Here is a 16,030-nt window from a genome sequence, read left to right as displayed (position 1 = left end):
TGACATGGCAGTGATCGACAAGACGACCCGAAGGCACCGCTGGGACACGAAGTTCGCGCCCTACGGTTACGTGGCACCGTACTTCCTGATCTTCGGTGTCTTCGGGCTGTTCCCCCTGCTCTACACCATCTGGGTCTCGTTGCAGGAGCGCAACCTGCTCGACGAGGCCGCGGCGAAGCTCGTCTGGTTCGACAACTACGCGAAGCTGATGGCGGACCCGTACTTCTGGAACGCCATGGGCAACACGCTCAGCCTGTGGCTGCTGACCACGGTCCCGCAGATCCTGTTCGCGTTGTTCATAGCGCAGCTGCTCAACCGCAAGGTCCGCACCCGGACGCTGTTCCGGATGGGGGTGATCCTGCCGAACATCACCTCGGTGGCGGCGGTGACGATCATCTTCGCGCAGCTGTTCGGCCGCGACTTCGGTCTGATCAACTGGGTGCTCGGGCTGTTCGGCGCCGGGCAGATCGACTGGCAGGCCGGCACGGCGTCGTCGCACATCGCGATCGCCGTGATGGTGGTGTGGCGCTGGACCGGCTACCACGCGCTGATCTTCCTGGCGTCGATGCAGGCGATCTCGCCGTCGCTGTACGAGGCGGCCACGCTGGACGGGGCGAGCGGCCGTCAGCAGTTCTGGCGCATCACCGTTCCGCTGCTGCGGCCGCAGATCATCTTCACGACGATCATCGCGACCACCGGCAACATGCGCCTGCTCGCCGAGCCGTTGCTGTTCAACCCCGGTGCGGCGGCCGCGACGGGTGGTTCCGACCGGCAGTTCCAGACCGCGGCGCTCTACCTCTACGAGCAGGGCTTCACGAAGTACGACTTCGGCTACAGCTCGTCCATCGCGGTCGTGCTGGCCGTCGCCACGGTGATCGTCGCCGGGATCGGCTACCTGGTGACCAAACGGATCCGGACGGAGTGACCCCCATGACCGCTGTGCTGGAACGTCCCGCCCCGGCGCGGCCCACCGGGCCCGCCGGCAGGGCGCGCAGACTGGCCAGGCGCGTCGCCGGGCCGTGGACCTACGCCGCCCTGATCGCCGTGCTCGCCGGGTCGGCCTTCCCCGTGTACTGGTCGTTCGTGGTGTCCTCGCAGACACCGGACGCGATCGACAGCGTGCCGCCCGTGCTGGTGCCGGGCGGTCACCTGTTCGCGAACATCGCCCGCGTCTTCGACACCACCGACTTCGGGCTGGCGTTGCTGAACTCGATCGTCGTCGCGGGCACGGTGACGGTCTCGGTCGTGCTGTTCTCGACGCTCGCCGGGTTCGCGTTCGCCAAGCTGAAGTTCCGCGGCCGCAACGTGTTGTTGCTGCTGATCATCGGCACGCAGGCGATCCCGACCGAGCTCGGCATCATCCCGCTCTACATGATGATGGCCGAGTTCGGCTGGGCCGGTGAGATCCACGCGGTGATCGTGCCGGGGCTCGTGACCGCGTTCGGCGTGTTCTTCATGCGCCAGTACTTCGAGCGGGCGATCCCGGACGAACTGCTGGAGGCGGGCCGGATGGACGGCTGCCACTCGCTGCGGCTGTTCTGGCACGTCGCGCTGCCGGCGGCCCGTCCGGCGGCCGCGGTGCTGGGGCTGTTCACGTTCATGCAGGCCTGGAACGACTTCTTCTGGCCGCTGGTCGTGCTCACGCCGGAGAACCCGACCGTGCAGACCGCGCTGTCCACCTTGGCCAGCGGCTACACCACCGACTACACGCTGGTGCTGACCGCCGCGACGATCGGCACGGTACCCGTGCTGGCCGTGTTCCTGCTGTTCGGCCGCCAGATCGTCGGCGGCATCATGTCCGGCGCCGTCAAGGGCTGACCTCTTTTGGAGACTGTTGTGAGCAATCCGGCTTTCCGCTGGGGCGTGGCGACCTCGGCCTTCCAGATCGAAGGGGCGGCACGGGACGACGGCCGCGGACCGTCCATCTGGGACACCTTCGCGCAGGTGCCGGGGGCCGTGGCGAACGGCGACACCGGCGACGTGGCGGCCGACCACTACCACCGCTGGGCCGAGGACGTGCGGCTGCTCGTCGACCTGGGCGTCGACGCGTACCGGTTCTCGGTGTCGTGGTCGCGGGTCCAGCCGGAAGGACGGGGCAGGATCGAGCGGCGCGGCCTCGACTTCTACCGCAGGCTGGTGGAGTCGTTGCTGGACAACGGGATCGAGCCGTTCGTCACGCTGTACCACTGGGACCTGCCGCAGGCGCTCGAGGACGAGGGCGGCTGGCGCACCCGGTCGACGGCGGGCTGGTTCGCCGACTACGCCGCCCTCGTGCACGACGAACTCGGGGACGTCGTCCGCAAGTGGACGACGCTGAACGAGCCGTACTGCTCGGCGGTCGTCGGCTACGGCGAGGGCCGGCACGCGCCCGGTGCCCGTGAGGGCCACGGCTCGCTGGCGGCCGCGCACCACCTGCTGCTCGGCCACGGCCTGGCGGTGCAGGCGATGCGCGCGGGCGGCGAGCCCGGCGAGTTCGGCATCGTGCTGAACCAGTCCCCCGCCGTGCCGGTCACCGACTCGCCCGCCGACGTGGCCGCCGCGACCCGGCAGGACGTCCTGCTGCGCCGCCAGTTCACCGACCCGCTGTTCGGCGGCGCGTACCCGGACGAGATGACGTCGATGTTCGGCGACATCAGCGACTTCTCGTTCCGGCACGACGGCGACCTGGAGGTGATCGGCCAGCCGCTGGACTACGTCGGCCTCAACTACTACTACCGGCTGCACGTCGCCGACGCCCCGCACCGCGAGCCAGACCCGGCCAAGCGCACGGCCCACGACATCGGCGTCGACACGACGCGGCTGCCGGACGTCCCGCGCACCGGCATGGGCTGGCCCGTCGAACCCGAGGGCATGACGGTCGCGCTGGCGGACCTGAAGGCCCGCCACCCCGGCCTGCCGCCGGTCTACGTCACCGAGAACGGCTGCGTCTACCCCGACAACGCCGACTTCGAGGACGCCGAACGGATCGCGTTCCTCGGTGACCACATCGCGGCCGCGCAGGCGGCGGGGGTCGACCTGCGGGGCTACTTCTGCTGGTCGCTGCTCGACAACTTCGAGTGGGCGCACGGCTACAAGCACCGGTTCGGCCTGGTGCACGTCGACTACCAGACGCTGCAACGCACTCCGCGGGCCAGCTACCACTGGTACCGGGCGCACATCGCTAAGGCACGGCAGGGCAGCTGACGGCGGGAGTCCTCAGGTCCAGCAGGTAGTCGTCGACGTTGGACCTGGTGCAGGCGCTGCGCGGGTAGGCGATGTGGCCCCAGCCCTCGTAGGTGAGCAACGCCGTGTTGCGCGGCGCCTGCTTCCTGATGCTGACCGCCCACTCGTGCGGGGTGGTCGGGTCGTACCTCGCGTTGATCACCATGATCTTCGGTGCGTCCCCGATGTCGAGGCGGTGCGGCGGGTTGGCGGGCCTGCCCTCCACCCCGGCGCACGCGGTCGCCTCGTCGTGGCCGAGGAAGCTGCCACGCATGATCGGTGCGCGGCGCAGCTCGTCCTCCCGCATCCGCTGGTAGTCGCGGAAGTTCTCCAGGCGCAACGAGAAGTCCTGGCACACGCTGGCCAGCCGGACCGACTCGTAGTTCGGTTCGAAGGCCAGGCCCCTCGCCGTCGGCGTGCCGGTGATGAGATCGGCGGCGTAGAACCAGTCCGGGCCGCGCAACGCGAAGTACATGCTGTCCAACAAGCTTTGCCGACCACCCGGTTCGGCGTCGGCGCGCACCAGCGCCGCCTCCCACGCCGCCCGCACGTCCTGACCGTGCACAGCGCATTCGGTGCTGCCCGCACACCACTTCTCGAACTCGCGGAACGCGTCGTCCGAGGCCGCCGCCCGGTCTCCCACGAACCGCAGGAGGTCCGCGCTGTGGTCGACCACGCTGTCGAGCACCATCGCCCTCAGGTTGCGGCCGAAGCGTTCGGCGTACACCTGCCCGAACGTCGTGCCGTACGACAACCCGAAGTAGCTGATCCTCCGTTCACCCAGCGCCCGGCGCGCCGCGTCCAGGTCCCGCGCCACCGACGCGCCGTCGGCGTGGTCGAACACCGGACCGCTGCGCTCGCGGCACTTCTCCAGGACGTCCCGGTTGTGCCGCAGCAACGCGTCGAACCCGGCCTCGTCCGCGGGGTGGATCGACGGACCGCCGAAGACCAGGTCGTCGCAGCGGATCGCCTGGCTGCCACCGGTACCGCGCTGGTCGACGCCGACGATGTCGAACCGCGCCCGCACCTCCGCGCTGAACAGCCCGGACAACGCGAACTCCGCCGCCGACCCGCCCGGCCCGCCGGGGTCGACGACGAGCACACCGATCCGCCGGGACGGATCGGTGGCCCTGTGCCGGGCGATCGCGAGGTCGATCTTCGCGCCCCGCGGCTTCGCCCAGTCCAGCGGCACGGTCAGCGTCGCGCACTCACCGTCCGGGTTGTCCTGGCAGGGCGCCCACGCGAGGGAGTGCGCCTCGGCGTGCGCCACGCCCCCCGCGAACACCAGCACCGCGACGGACAACGCCAGTACCCGCTTCACCGACCGCACAACGCCCCCTGCAGCTCGTCGTGCGGCCCAACCTAGCGAGAAAGCGCTCTCACCGGCGGAGCCGTTCGGCGGCAAGCCTCCCCGAGATCAGCACCGGCGGGATCCCGACACCGGGCGTGGTCCCGCTGCCCGCCAGCACCACGTTCCCGTCCCGGAACGGCAGGTTGCCCGGCCGGAACGGACCGGTCTGCGCGAACGTGTGAGCGGCGGAGAACGGCGTTCCCGCGGCCTGGCCGTCGCGGGCCCAGTCGTCCGGCGTCACCACCGCGAGCGGTTCGGCGTCCACGAGGAGCTTGCGCGCCACCATCTCGTCCACGAGCTCCTCCGCGTACCGCGAGGCCAGCCTGTCCCAGCGCAACGGCGCGGTGTCGAGGTTCGGGCACGGCGCCAGCAGGTACTGCAGGTGCCGCCCGTCCGGCGCGAGCGCGGGGTCGGTCAACGTCGGGGTGGTGAGCAGCAACGACGGGTCGCTCATCAGCCTGCCCCGCTTGATGATCTCGTCGAACGTGCCGTTCCAGCTGCCGCCGAACGAGATCGTGTGGTGCGCGAGGTCGTCCGCCACCGCACGGGCGCTGAGGTGCACGACCACCGCCGACGGCGACCACCGCAGCGGCCGGATCCGGCGTGGCCGGCCGCGCAACAACCTGCTGCTCTGCGCGGGCCCGGTGGCGAGAACGACCGCGTCACAGGGGAATCTGGTCCCCGCCCGCACCGCGCTGACCCGCGCGCCGGTGCGTTCCAGTTCGGTGACCTCGACGCCGTGGTGGAACCGCACCCCGGCGTCCGCGGCCGCGTCGGCCAGCGCCTGCGGTACCGCCCGCATCCCGCCGCGCGGGAACCACACTCCCGCCACGGTGTCCATGTAGGCGATCACGGCGTAGGCGGCCAGCGCGTCCTTCGGCGCCACCCCCGCGTACAGCGCCTGGAACGTGAAGACGCGCCGCAGCCGTTCGTCGCGCAGGAACCGCCCGACGGCCTTGTCGAGCGACCCGAATCCGCCCAGGCGGGTGAGCCGCACGAGGTCCGGCCCGGCCAGGTCGAGCGGCGAGTCGAAGCTCGCGCCGATGAACCTGTCGCGCTCCACCTCGTACAGCTTCGTCAGCCACGCCCGCAGGTCGCGGTACCCCTGCGCCTCGCGGTCCCCGGCGAAGTCGCGGACCGCCTGCTCCATCCGGTCCGCGTCGGTGTGCACGTCGAGCGCCGTGCCGTCGGCGAACGACGCGCGGTAGGCCGGGTGCAGCGGCAGCAGTTCCAGGTGGTCCTCGAGCTTCGACCCGACGGCGGCGAACGCGTCCTCGAGCAGTTCGGGCATGGTCAGCACGGTCGGCCCGGTGTCGATCCGGTGCCCGTCCACGTCGAGGCGGCCCGCGAGCCCGCCGGGGTGCGGCTGCCGTTCGAGGACCGTCACCTCGTGCCCGGCGCCGCGCAGGTGCAACGCCGCCGACAAGCCCGAGAGACCGGCACCCACAACGACCACGTGGTCCGTGCGGCCCTTCACCACGTTCACCATCAGGTCGTCCTCGCCACGGCACGGCCGGCGAGGCGCACCAGCGCGTGGCGTGCGTCGGCGTCGATCGCCGCGCGGTCCAGCGCCGCGAGCCCCGACTCCGCCAGCCGGGCGATGTGCTTCTCCACCACGGCGACCGCACCCAGGTCGACGAGCAACGCACACACGTCGTCGATCATCCTCTCGCTCTTGTCCCCGCTCTCCAGGCAACGCCGGAGTGTCCTCAACGCCGCAGGTTTGCCCTGCGCGCGGGAGAGCGCGATCGACATCAACGGCGTCCGCTTGCCCTCCCGCAGGTCCTCCCCCACCGGCTTGCCGGTGACCGACGGGTCGCCGAACACCCCGATCAGGTCGTCCCGCAGCTGGAACGCGACCCCGATGTCGTGCCCGTACGCCCGCAGGCAGTCCACGACGTCCTCCGGGGCGCCCGCCAACGCCGCCCCGAGGTGCAACGGCCGTTCCACGGTGTACGCGGCGGTCTTCAGCGCGGCCACCCGCAGGGCGTGCTCCATCGACTCCTCGCGCCGGGCGACGGCGAGCAGGTCGAGGTGCTGGCCCAGGATCATCTCGGTCCGCATGGACTGCCACGGTTCCCACGCGCGGTGCAGCGCGTCGGCGGGCAGCCCGGCCGTGACGAGCGCGTCGTCCGCCCACGCCAGCGCGAGGTCGCCGACCAGGATCGCCGCCGAGTCGCCGTACTGGCGGGTGCTCCCGGCCCATCGCTCACGCAGGTGCCGGGCCGCGAACGTCTCGTGCACCGACGGCTTGCCGCGCCTGGTCGCAGACCGGTCCATCACGTCGTCGTGCACGAGCGCGCAGCACTGCAGCAGCTCCAACGCCACCAGCGCGCGCACCACGTCGTCCGCGTGCGTCGACCCGCCGGCCGCCCGCCAGCCCCACCACGCGAACGTCGGCCGGATCCGCTTGCCCCCGGCCATGATCAACCCGGTCAGCTCGGCCGCGAGCTCGGGCGCGCGGTCCTCGCGGACGCGCAGGAAGTCGTGCAGAGCGCCGTCGAGCTGGACGCGGAAGTCGTCCACCTGCGACGGGCAAGCGCTGGTCAGCAGCGACATCGGCGGTCCCTTGAGGAGTTGGGGTTCATCTCGTCCGAGCTAAGCAGCGCACCGGCGGGTCTGCATGATGAGCACCGCCGTTGTGCGGAGCGCAACTCGCGGATTTAGCGTGAGGGGGACCTCCTCCGCGAAAGGACAGCTGATGTCGGCTGAACGCGAACTGGACGCCGCGGGCGTGACTGCGCCGGCGTTGCGCGACGCGTACCGGCGCTGCCGCGAGCTCAACGCCCAGCACGGCCGGACCTATTACCTGGCAACGAGGTTGCTCAGCGCGGAGCAACGGCCCGCCGTGCACGCGCTGTACGGCTTCGCCCGCTGGGTGGACGACGTGGTCGACGACGTCCACAGTGGACTCGGCGAGAAGACGGCGGCGCTGACCGCGATCGACGCGCGGCTGCGGGCCGCCCTGGCCGGTGAGGCGCCGGACGACCCGGTGCTGGCGGCGCTCGTCGACACCGTGCACCGCTACGACATCCCCCTCCAGCACTTCCAGGACTTCATGGCGTCGATGCGGATGGACCTCTCCGTCACCGACTACCCCACCTACGCCGACCTCGAACGCTACGTGCACGGGTCCGCCGCCGTGATCGGCCTGCAGGTGCTGCCGGTGCTCGGCACCAGCACCTCGCGGGAGGAGGCCGAACCCGCCGCGGCCGCGCTCGGCATCGCGTTCCAGCTCACGAACTTCATCCGCGACGTCGGCGAGGACCTCGACCGCGGCCGGGTGTACCTGCCCGCCGACGAGCTCGCGGCGTTCGGGGTCGATCGCGAACGCCTGCTGCACGCCCGCGCCAGGGGACACGCCGACCAGCAGGTCCGCGCCGCCCTGCGGGACCAGGTGCGCCGGGCCCGGCAGGTGTACGAGCGGGCGTGGCCGGGCATCGGCATGCTCGCGCCGCGCTCCCGGCCGTGCGTGCTCACCGCCTACCGCCTGTACGGGCGGATCCTCGACCTGGTCGAGGACGCGGACTGCGACGTGCTGTCCCGCCGCGTCGTCGTGTCGAACGGCAGGCGGCTCGCCGTCGCCCTGCCCGCGCTGGCGAGGGCGGTGTTCGCCCGTGCTGCCTGACCGGTTCCCGTTGCGGATCTACTCCAGCCCGCCGTGGCGCGAGCAGCGCCCCACCTGGCAGGACGCCAAACCGGCGTTGATCGAGGCGGCCCTCAAGCGTGCGAGCGCCCGGCCGTCCGGCAACTGGTTCGTCGCGGGCGCGAGCTCGGACGTCGTCAAGGGCAGGCCGACCGGGCGCGTCATCGCGGGCCAGGAGCTCGTGCTCTGGCGCGGGCCGCACGACACGCTGCTGGCGGGCTCCGGGTCGTGCCCGCACCTCGGCGCTCCCCTGTGCGACGGCGCCGTGGCCGAGGGCAAGCTCATCTGCCGCTGGCACGGGCTCGCGCTCAACGGCAAGCGGTTCGGTTCCTGGACGCCGTTCCCCGCGCACGACGACGGCGTGCTGGTCTGGGTGCGCCTCGACGAGGCAGGGGGTGAGGAACCCCTGCCCGCCCCGGTGCTCCCCGAGCGCCCGCCGGCCGGGTCGATCGACGCGGTGGCCACGCTGATCGGCCGCTGCGACCCCGAGGACGTGGTCGCGAACCGGCTCGACCCGTGGCACGGCGCGTGGTTCCACCCGTACTCGTTCGCGAACCTGGACGTGCTGGAGACGCCGACCGAGACCGAGGACAGGTTCCTGGTGGAGGTGACGTTCCGGCTGGCCGGACGGGTCGGCGTGCCGGTGCTCGCCGCGTTCACCTGCCCGGAGCCGCGCACGGTCGTCATGCACATCGTGGAGGGAGAGGGCGAGGGCAGCGTCGTCGAGACCCACGCGACGCCGATCGGTCCCGGTCGCACCGCCGTCGTCGAGGCGACCATCGCGCATTCGCACCGGCGCGGGTTCGCGCTGGCAAGGCCCGCCGCGGGGGCGTTGCGGCCGGTCATGCGCTGGGCGGCGGCCCGGTTGTGGCGCGACGACCTCGCGTACGCCGAACGTCGGTACTCACTGCGCCGGAAGGGTCGTTTTCCGGACTGAGCGAGTCGAGTTGCGTCGTTTCTGAGTCGATTTTAGGATGGTGCTCCCACCACCGAGGTCGACTCATCCGAGGACGTGCGCCATGCCCGAATTGTCCCGTCTGCCTCAGCCGGTCGCGGAGTCCTGGGACTGGCAGCTCGCCGGCCTCTGCCGAGGCATGGACAGCGCCTACTTCTTCCACACGCCCAACGAACGCGGCTCCGCGCGCGACCGGAGGGAGGCCGCGGCGAAGGCCATCTGCCAACGCTGCCCGGTCATGGAAAAATGTCGGTCGCACGCGCTGGAGGTCCAGGAGACCTTCGGCATCTGGGGCGGACTCGGAGAGAGCGAGTTGAGGGAGATTCTGGCGAAACGCGCGCGCAGGACGTGACGTACACGCCCCGCGCCGTGGCGGGCATGCTCGGCATCGCCCCCACCACCCTGAGAACCTGGGACCAGCGTTACGGCCTGGGTCCTTCGGCGCGCACGGACGGCGGTCACCGCCGGTACGAGGACGCGGACGTCGAGGTCCTGCGCCGGATGGTCGTGCTGACCTCCCAGGGCGTCGCGGCCGCCGCGGCGGCGGTGCTGGCCCGGCAACGCCCGGTCGCGCCTCCTGCGGGGACGCGCACGCCGATCTGCGCCGAGGACGCCGCGATGGCGCAGCACCACTTCCTGGACGCGGCGAAACGCCTCGACGAACCGGCCATGTCCGACGTGGCCTCGAAGCTCCTCAACGGGCACGGCGTCGTGTCGGCGTGGGAGTCGGTGTTCGTCCCGGCGATGGTCGCGCTCGGGGAACTGGTCGCCGACACCGGGCAGGGCGTCGAGGTAGAACACCTGGCCAGCGCGAGCGTGCTGCACGCGTTGCGCGGCATCCCCCGCACCACCGAACCGGGCGTGCTCGCCGCGTTGCTGTCGTGCGCTCCGGACGAACAACACTGGCTGCCGCTGGAAGCGCTCGGCGCGGCGTTGTCCGAAGAGGGCTGCATGTGGGGCAACCTCGGTGCTCGGGTGCCCGCTCCCGCGTTGTGCGACGCCGCGGAACGGTTGCGGCCGAGCGTGGTCCTGGTCTGGGCGCACAGCCCCGACCTCGCGCTGCAGGTGCCGCTCGCGGAACTGGGGTCGCGGTCGGACGCGCTGGTCGCGGTCGCCGGCGCCGGGTGGCACGGCCTGCAACTGCCGTCGTTCGTGCGTCGGCCGGCGTCGCTGAACGACGCCGTGCAGCTCGTGCTCGACCGCGTGCGCTGAACATCTGGCCGACAGTCCTGCCGCGCCCCTGAACCACCTTCACGTTTCACTGACCGCACGCGGGGGACCTCGCGTGCACTCCAGCAACGTGAAGCACGCTCGCGAAACCGGCGCGACCATGGACAGGCCTTCCGGCCGAGTGCTCAGGGGATCGCCCGCTCTTCCTCCACTCGTGCCGTCAGAAGATCTCCCTCGTCTTCTCCTGCTGCCGCACCTCGTTCAGGTCGGCGAGCCGGCGCAGTCCCTGCACCGCGCGGACCATCCGGTGGTTGCCGCTCACCTGCTGCTCGTGCTGGTCGAGCCACGCCCAGTAGCCGGCGGTGAACGGGCACGCGCGTTCGCCCGTACGTTTCCTGGGGTCGAACCAACAGGTCTTGCAGTGGTCGGTCATGCGGTTGAGGTAGGCGCCGCCGCTCAGGTACGGCTTGGTGGCGATCACACCGCCGTCCGCGTGCTGGCTCATGCCGATGACGTTCACCGGCATCACCCACGGGAAGCCGTCGACGAACGACGTGACGAACCAGTCGTTGAGCGCGGCCGGGTCGTAACCCCGTTGCAGGGCGTGGTTCCCGAGCACCATCAGCCGCTGGATGTGGTGCACCCAGCCGTGGTCGCGGACGCCTTCGAGCGCGGTCCGCAGGCAGGCGGCCCGGACGGTGCCGGGCTTGAGGTCCGTCCACCACCGCGGCAGTGCGGTGGTGGCGCGGAAACCGTTGCGGTCGCGGTAGTCGTCGCCGAGGTGCCAGTACAGCTGCCAGACGTACTCGCGCCAGCCGAGCACCTGCCGGACGAACCCCTCGACGCTCGCCAGGGGCGCGTCGCCGGCGCGGTAGGCGTCCTCGGCCGCGTAGACGACCTCGAGCGGGTGCAGCAGGCCGTGGTTGAGGGGGACGGACAGCAGCGAGTGCGCCATCGTCCAGTCCTTGGTCAGCACGGCGTCCTCGTGCGGGCCGAAGTGCGGCAGCCGGTCGCGGACGAAGACCTCCAGCGCCTGCAACGCCTCCGCGCGCGTGATGGCGAACCTGCGCGGCCCGTCCCTGCCCACGGCCGGCAGGTCCAGCGCGTCCAGGTCGGCCCGGACCTCGGCGTCGATCTCGTCCTCTTCGGGCCACCACGGCGCCGGGACGTCCAGCCGGGGGCGTTTCGGTGCGGGCTCGCGGTTCTCGGCGTCGAAGTTCCACCGGCCGCCGACCGGGTCGCTGCCCTCCATCAGGACGTCGAACCGGGCTCGTTGGAAGTGGTAGAAGTCCTCCATCAGGAACTTCTCGCGGGTGCCCGCCCAGGCCGCGAACTCGTCGCGGGACAACGCGAACGCATTGGTGGGCAGGATCCGCACGCCCAGGTCTTCGAGCATCCGCACCGCGGCGGCCGACCCCGGCTGGTACGCCGACACCGGTCCCTTGAGCTTGCGGATCGCCTCGCCGTAGGTCTCGGCTCGCACGAGGGTGACGCGATCGGGGAACTCGGCGGCGAGGTGCCGCATGCCGGACAGCACGAGGTGCAGCTTCTGCCGGTGGTAGGGCCTGCGGCGCAACGCTGCGGCGGACTCGACCAGCACGACGTCCTCGTTCCCGGTGAGGAAGTGGGGGCCGAGCTGGTCTCCGAACAACACCAGGGTCATCGAGCACCGTTCAGGTCGGTCAGCACGGCGTGCGCGGCTCTGCGCCCGGAGTGCAGGGCGCCCTGGATCGAGCTGGTGTCGCGGTGGTCGCCGCACACGTACCGGCGTTCGCCCGCGCGGACCGACTGCTTGAGCCGGTGCGGGGCCGTCATCGCGGGCAGGGCGCGCGGGATCTCGTAGCGCCGCAGCATCTCCCACCGGCTGGTGTCGGCGCGGTACAGGCGTTCCAGGTGCTTGCGGACCGACTGCTCGTCGGCGTCGCCGAGCACCGAGGCCTGCACGAGCGGGGCCTTCGGTGAGTACGGCCGGGAGACCTCGGACATCACGGCCGTGTTCGCGACCGGGCCGCCGCCGGCGTCCACGACCAGGCAGCCGTCCCGCAGCGGGGACCTCGGCGGACGGAAGTACCAGGTGGTCACGCCGTTCCAGCGCGGTTCGGCGAGGCCCGGCAGCAGGCGGGCGGCGGTCGTCCCGTCGGTGGCGACGACCACGGCGTCGGCGGCGATCCTGCCGCCCTCCTCCAGGTCCACGCCGTTGTCGTGGACGGCACGCACGGTGGTGTGCAGCTGGACGCTGTGGGCGGGCAGCCGTTCCGCCATCGCCTTCGGCAGCTCCCCCATGCCCAGCGCGGGCACGGCGGCGCCACCCCGGGCGAAGCTGCGCCACACCAGGTGGAAGAACCGCGACGACGTGGTCAGCTCGCGTTCGAGGAAGACCCCGGACAGGAACGGCTGGAACACCGCCTCGACCGCGCGGTCCGACAGGCCGAGGGCTCGGAGCGCGTCCCTGGTCGGGCGGTCGGGGGCGGAGAGCAACGGCCGGGCCGGGCCGAACGCGTCCGGGCCGGAGAACCGGGCGACGGCGGCCACGTCCCGCGCGCTCAGCACGTGCTGGCGCAGGAATCCGTCCCACGCCGACGGCCCGCTGCGGGGATCGGCCAGCAGGTCGTGCCTGCCGTCGTCGTGCACGAACACGCCGGGCCGGAAGTGCCGCAGCGGCAACGGGTCCAGGTTCAGCCGCACCAGGTCCGGGTAGGCGGGCAGCAGGATCTGGAAGCCGCGGTCGAACCGCACGCCGTCCTCGACGTCGGTCCGGACCCGGCCGCCGACCTCGTCCGCCGCCTCCAGCACGGTGACCTCACGCCCCGCCGCCGTCAGCTCCAGCGCGGCGCTCAGGCCGGCCAGCCCGGCTCCCACCACGACGATCACAGCGTCCTCCAGCGTCGGGCGGCCGAGCGCAGCAGCGGCACGCGGCCCTCGGTCGGCACGGTCCACAGCTCGGTGCCCGCGACGCCCCAGCGGCTCAGCAGGTGGTTGGCGGCGGCGAAACCCGTGGTGGCGGCCCGTTCCATCAACGCGACGGGCAGGTCGATCCGCACCAGGTCGCCCGCGACGACCAGGAACTCGTCCGGCGTCGTGACGGTGGGCCTGCCGGCATGGCCACCGGCGGGGAACAACGGGCAGTCGGCGCGCAGCTCGTGCCGTTCGTCGATGATCGCCGCGCGTTTGGTCTCCGGGTAGACCTCGGTGAGCTGGGTCCACAGCCGGGACTTCGCATCCTCTTCATCCACATCGGACGGCAGCGCGTAGCCGTGCAGCTCCACGACGGAACCGCCGGTGCGCGCCGCCCAGGCCCGTGCCTCGTGCTCGTAGTGGTCGAGGACGCTGATGTTGTCGAGCAGGTCGTGGCCGCCGGTGCCGAGGAAGCCCGGCCGGTCCGCGTCGACCGGGGCGTCGAGCCAGTACCGCGACACCAGGAACCTCGGTGCCGTGCGGAGTGCGCCGACCTTGTCCCGCCAGGCCTGGTCGGCGAGCGCCGGTGAGGCGTCGACCAGGGCGCGCAGGCCGGGGACGTCGGCGGCGAGCACGACCGCGTCCGCCTCGATGGCGCCCTCGCCGATGCCGACCTCGAAGCGCTTGCGCTCGCCGGGGCGCACGGCGCCGACCTCGGTGCCCGTGCACACCGTCGCGCCCAGCAGGGCGAGGTGGCGGCGCAGCGGTTCCCACAGGCCGTGCGGGAACGGGTCGGCGGCGACGTCGAACAGCAGTCCCTCGCTGGAGCCGAGGAAGTAGATGTGGAACATCAGCGCCAGTTCCGCCGCCGACATCTGCGTGGGGTGCGCGAAGAAGCTGCGGGAGAACACCTCGAACGCCAGGGCGTGCGCGGCCTCGGGGAACCTGATGCGTTGCAGGTAGGTCGCGGCGTCGAGGCCGTCGAGCTCCTCGTACACCCGCGGCACGGACACGTCGAGCAGGCTCAGGGCCGCGCGGGCGTTGACGTCCGGCAGGTCGCCCCAGCGGAACGTGGGGCTGCTCCGGAGGAACGCCAGCGCGTTCCACGGCACGGCGGTGGGCAGCGTGGCGAACGTGTCGCGGTGCCCGGAGGCGTGCTGCAGCGGGTAGTCGGGCAGCGGCGTGAGGGCCCGGCCCGCCGGGTCCACGCGCTTGAGGAGGGACCGGAGGTTGTAGTACTGCCGGAAGAACGCGTGGAAACCGCGCGTCATCGTGGCTTCGCTGCCGTCCTTCAGCCTCGTGCTCCACCCGCCGACGCGGCCACCGAGGTGGTTCTCCCGTTCGCACAGCACGACTTTCGCGCCGCGTTCGGCGAGCAGCGTCGCGGCGGCGAGCCCGGCGATGCCGCCACCCACCACCACGACCACGGGCGCGTCCCCGTCGAACTGCGCGCGCCCTGCCGGTGCCGGGATCCGTACGGCCCTGCGATCCTTCACGACCGCGCCTCCGGTGCCTGGCCGCGGAACGTGTGCACGACGCCCAGTTGCATGCCGGGCACGGGCGCGCTGCGCACGGCGGTGAAGCCGTTGCGCCGCAGCCGGTTCCGGAGGTCCGTGGCGCCGTCGAAGTCCATGACGCTGCGCCACAGGTAGGTGTAGAGGCTGCGGTCACCGGTGACCAGCCAGCCCATCGGCACGACGAACCCGCACAGCGCCGTCCACACGGCCGTGCTGATCGGCGAGTCGCGCACCGAGTACTCGTGCAGCACCAGGGTTCCGCCCGGCTTGAGCATCTCGCGGACCCTGGTCAGCGTCGTGTCGGGTTCGGGCAGGTTGCGCACCAGGTAGGCGGCGAACACCGCGTCGAACTCGCCCTCGTCGACGTCCTCCGCGCGGCTGTGGACGAACCTCACCCGGTCCGGCCAGCGCTTCTGCCTCGCTCGCGCGATCATGCCCGCGGACGCGTCCACGGCGACGACCTCCACGCCGGGCGCGGCGGTGAGCAGCGCCGCGGTGGACGCGCCGGTGCCGCAGCCCAGGTCGAGCACCCGCATGCCGGGCCGCAGGCCGAGCGCTCCCGCCGAGCGGCGCAGCGCCTGGTGGTAGCCGGGGTTGAGCCCGACGAGGAGGTCGTAGCCGCGCGCCGCGCGGTCGAACTTCCCCGGTACCTCAAGCTTGTTCACGTGCGAGCCTTCCCCGTTCCCACAACAGCAACACGGCGGTGACCATGGCGAACCCGTAGAGGAAGTCCTCCACGGGGATGTCCCACGGCACCCGCACCCCGCTGATCGCCCAGTCCGCGTACAACACGATCGGGGCGTCGAGTCTCGTCAGCCAGCCGTCCACCGGCACCTGGAACCCGAGCACGATCGCCATCGTGATCCAGTACGCCGGTCTCCTGAACAACCCGGTGCGCAGCAGGCAGAACTCCAGCAGCAACACCACGACCACCGCCGTCGCCGCGGCGAACGAGTACTCCTCAACCATTGCGCAACCAGCGTTCCTGATGCCCGCGCACCGCCTCGTAGGTCAGCACCGCGCACAGCGGGATCGCCACGAAGAACAGCACTTCCTCGATGGGCAGCACGCCGCCGATCAGCACCCCCGTCGTCGCCTCCGGGTGGAAGCTCCAGTGGCCGCGCAGGATCGCGACGAAGTCCCAGACCGCGAGCACGACCAGCACGGGTGCGACGGCCCGGGCGAGCTCGGGAGCACGGCGGTACACGCCGCGTCCCATCCACTCCAGCGGCACGGTGATGAGCACGCACACACCCAGAACCGCCAGGTACTCGTACTGGCTTCGCATCTCGGAC

General features: G+C 71.7%; 16 protein-coding genes. 7 read left to right on the top strand and 9 right to left on the bottom strand.

Translation table 11 applies throughout. From position 1 onward, the window contains the following. Window positions 1–4: 4 nt before the first annotated feature. Genes QSK25_RS06345 through QSK25_RS06335 form a run of 3 tightly spaced genes read left to right on the top strand, consistent with a single transcriptional unit; the run spans window position 5 to window position 3,183 of the window. Complete coding sequence (locus tag QSK25_RS06345) at window positions 5–925, top strand: carbohydrate ABC transporter permease (protein WP_285634512.1); 921 nt, start codon at window positions 5–7, stop codon at window positions 923–925. 5 nt (window positions 926–930) lie between these two features. Continuing rightward, window positions 931–1,818: a carbohydrate ABC transporter permease gene (locus tag QSK25_RS06340; protein ID WP_285634509.1), complete on the top strand. Its 888-nt coding sequence runs from the start codon at window positions 931–933 to the stop codon at window positions 1,816–1,818. Window positions 1,819–1,836: 18 nt separating this feature from the next. Continuing rightward, on the top strand, window positions 1,837–3,183 hold the full coding sequence (locus QSK25_RS06335; protein WP_285634505.1) for a GH1 family beta-glucosidase: 1,347 nt from the start codon (window positions 1,837–1,839) through the stop codon (window positions 3,181–3,183). Here QSK25_RS06335 and QSK25_RS06330 read toward each other — a convergent pair. The 3 genes from QSK25_RS06330 to QSK25_RS06320 are packed head-to-tail and all read right to left on the bottom strand — an operon-like array spanning window position 3,161 to window position 7,111. Then, window positions 3,161–4,522 carry an alpha/beta hydrolase gene (locus QSK25_RS06330; protein WP_285634502.1) on the bottom strand — a complete coding sequence of 454 codons (1,362 nt, stop codon included), beginning with the start codon at window positions 4,520–4,522 and terminating at the stop codon, window positions 3,161–3,163. The two genes, QSK25_RS06335 and QSK25_RS06330, sit on opposite strands and share 23 nt — an antisense overlap. Before the next feature lie 58 nt (window positions 4,523–4,580). Next, a complete protein-coding gene (gene crtI, locus QSK25_RS06325; RefSeq protein WP_285634499.1) occupies window positions 4,581–6,041 on the bottom strand; it encodes a phytoene desaturase family protein in 1,461 nt (486 codons plus the stop codon). Next, the gene (locus tag QSK25_RS06320; protein WP_285634496.1) at window positions 6,041–7,111 is read right to left on the bottom strand and encodes a polyprenyl synthetase family protein; all 1,071 of its coding nucleotides are present in this window, start codon (window positions 7,109–7,111) and stop codon (window positions 6,041–6,043) included. Before QSK25_RS06320 ends, crtI begins: the two co-directional genes overlap by 1 nt. A gap of 142 nt (window positions 7,112–7,253) precedes the next feature. Between QSK25_RS06320 and QSK25_RS06315 the strand changes: the two genes are divergently transcribed. The 4 genes from QSK25_RS06315 (at window position 7,254) to QSK25_RS06300 (ending at window position 10,365) form a co-directional block, all read left to right on the top strand. Next, a complete protein-coding gene (locus QSK25_RS06315; protein WP_285634493.1) occupies window positions 7,254–8,180 on the top strand; it encodes a phytoene/squalene synthase family protein in 927 nt (308 codons plus the stop codon). Next, entirely contained in the window at window positions 8,173–9,135 is a 963-nt protein-coding gene (locus tag QSK25_RS06310) for a Rieske (2Fe-2S) protein (protein ID WP_285635261.1), read from the top strand. Before QSK25_RS06315 ends, QSK25_RS06310 begins: the two co-directional genes overlap by 8 nt. Window positions 9,136–9,217: 82 nt before the next feature. Further along, entirely contained in the window at window positions 9,218–9,505 is a 288-nt protein-coding gene (locus QSK25_RS06305; RefSeq protein ID WP_285634490.1) for a WhiB family transcriptional regulator, read from the top strand. Next, the gene (locus QSK25_RS06300) at window positions 9,502–10,365 is read left to right on the top strand and encodes a MerR family transcriptional regulator (RefSeq protein ID WP_285634487.1); all 864 of its coding nucleotides are present in this window, start codon (window positions 9,502–9,504) and stop codon (window positions 10,363–10,365) included. Before QSK25_RS06305 ends, QSK25_RS06300 begins: the two co-directional genes overlap by 4 nt. Window positions 10,366–10,543: 178 nt before the next feature. Here QSK25_RS06300 and QSK25_RS06295 read toward each other — a convergent pair whose 3' ends face one another. The 6 genes from QSK25_RS06295 to QSK25_RS06270 are packed head-to-tail and all read right to left on the bottom strand — an operon-like array spanning window position 10,544 to window position 16,023. Continuing rightward, window positions 10,544–11,986 carry a cryptochrome/photolyase family protein gene (locus QSK25_RS06295; protein ID WP_285634484.1) on the bottom strand — a complete coding sequence of 481 codons (1,443 nt, stop codon included), beginning with the start codon at window positions 11,984–11,986 and terminating at the stop codon, window positions 10,544–10,546. Further along, window positions 11,983–13,194, bottom strand: a complete 1,212-nt coding sequence (locus tag QSK25_RS06290; RefSeq protein WP_285634482.1) for an NAD(P)/FAD-dependent oxidoreductase — start codon at window positions 13,192–13,194, stop codon at window positions 11,983–11,985. The genes QSK25_RS06295 and QSK25_RS06290 overlap by 4 nt, the downstream gene beginning before the upstream one ends. Beyond that, complete coding sequence (locus tag QSK25_RS06285; RefSeq protein ID WP_285634479.1) at window positions 13,191–14,714, bottom strand: FAD-dependent oxidoreductase; 1,524 nt, start codon at window positions 14,712–14,714, stop codon at window positions 13,191–13,193. The genes QSK25_RS06290 and QSK25_RS06285 overlap by 4 nt, the downstream gene beginning before the upstream one ends. Then, entirely contained in the window at window positions 14,711–15,400 is a 690-nt protein-coding gene (locus QSK25_RS06280; protein ID WP_285634476.1) for a class I SAM-dependent methyltransferase, read from the bottom strand. Before QSK25_RS06280 ends, QSK25_RS06285 begins: the two co-directional genes overlap by 4 nt. After that, complete coding sequence (locus tag QSK25_RS06275) at window positions 15,387–15,704, bottom strand: lycopene cyclase domain-containing protein (RefSeq protein ID WP_285634474.1); 318 nt, start codon at window positions 15,702–15,704, stop codon at window positions 15,387–15,389. The genes QSK25_RS06280 and QSK25_RS06275 overlap by 14 nt, the downstream gene beginning before the upstream one ends. Further along, on the bottom strand, window positions 15,697–16,023 hold the full coding sequence (locus tag QSK25_RS06270; protein ID WP_285634472.1) for a lycopene cyclase domain-containing protein: 327 nt from the start codon (window positions 16,021–16,023) through the stop codon (window positions 15,697–15,699). The genes QSK25_RS06275 and QSK25_RS06270 overlap by 8 nt, the downstream gene beginning before the upstream one ends. Between the last annotated feature and the right edge of the window lie 7 nt (window positions 16,024–16,030).

It is taken from the genome of Lentzea sp. NBRC 102530 (assembly GCF_030269365.1).
In the GTDB taxonomy this organism is placed as follows: Bacteria; Actinomycetota; Actinomycetes; order Mycobacteriales; family Pseudonocardiaceae; genus Lentzea.
Note: the sequence above shows the minus strand (reverse complement) of the source record. Positions and strands in the feature narration are given on the sequence as shown.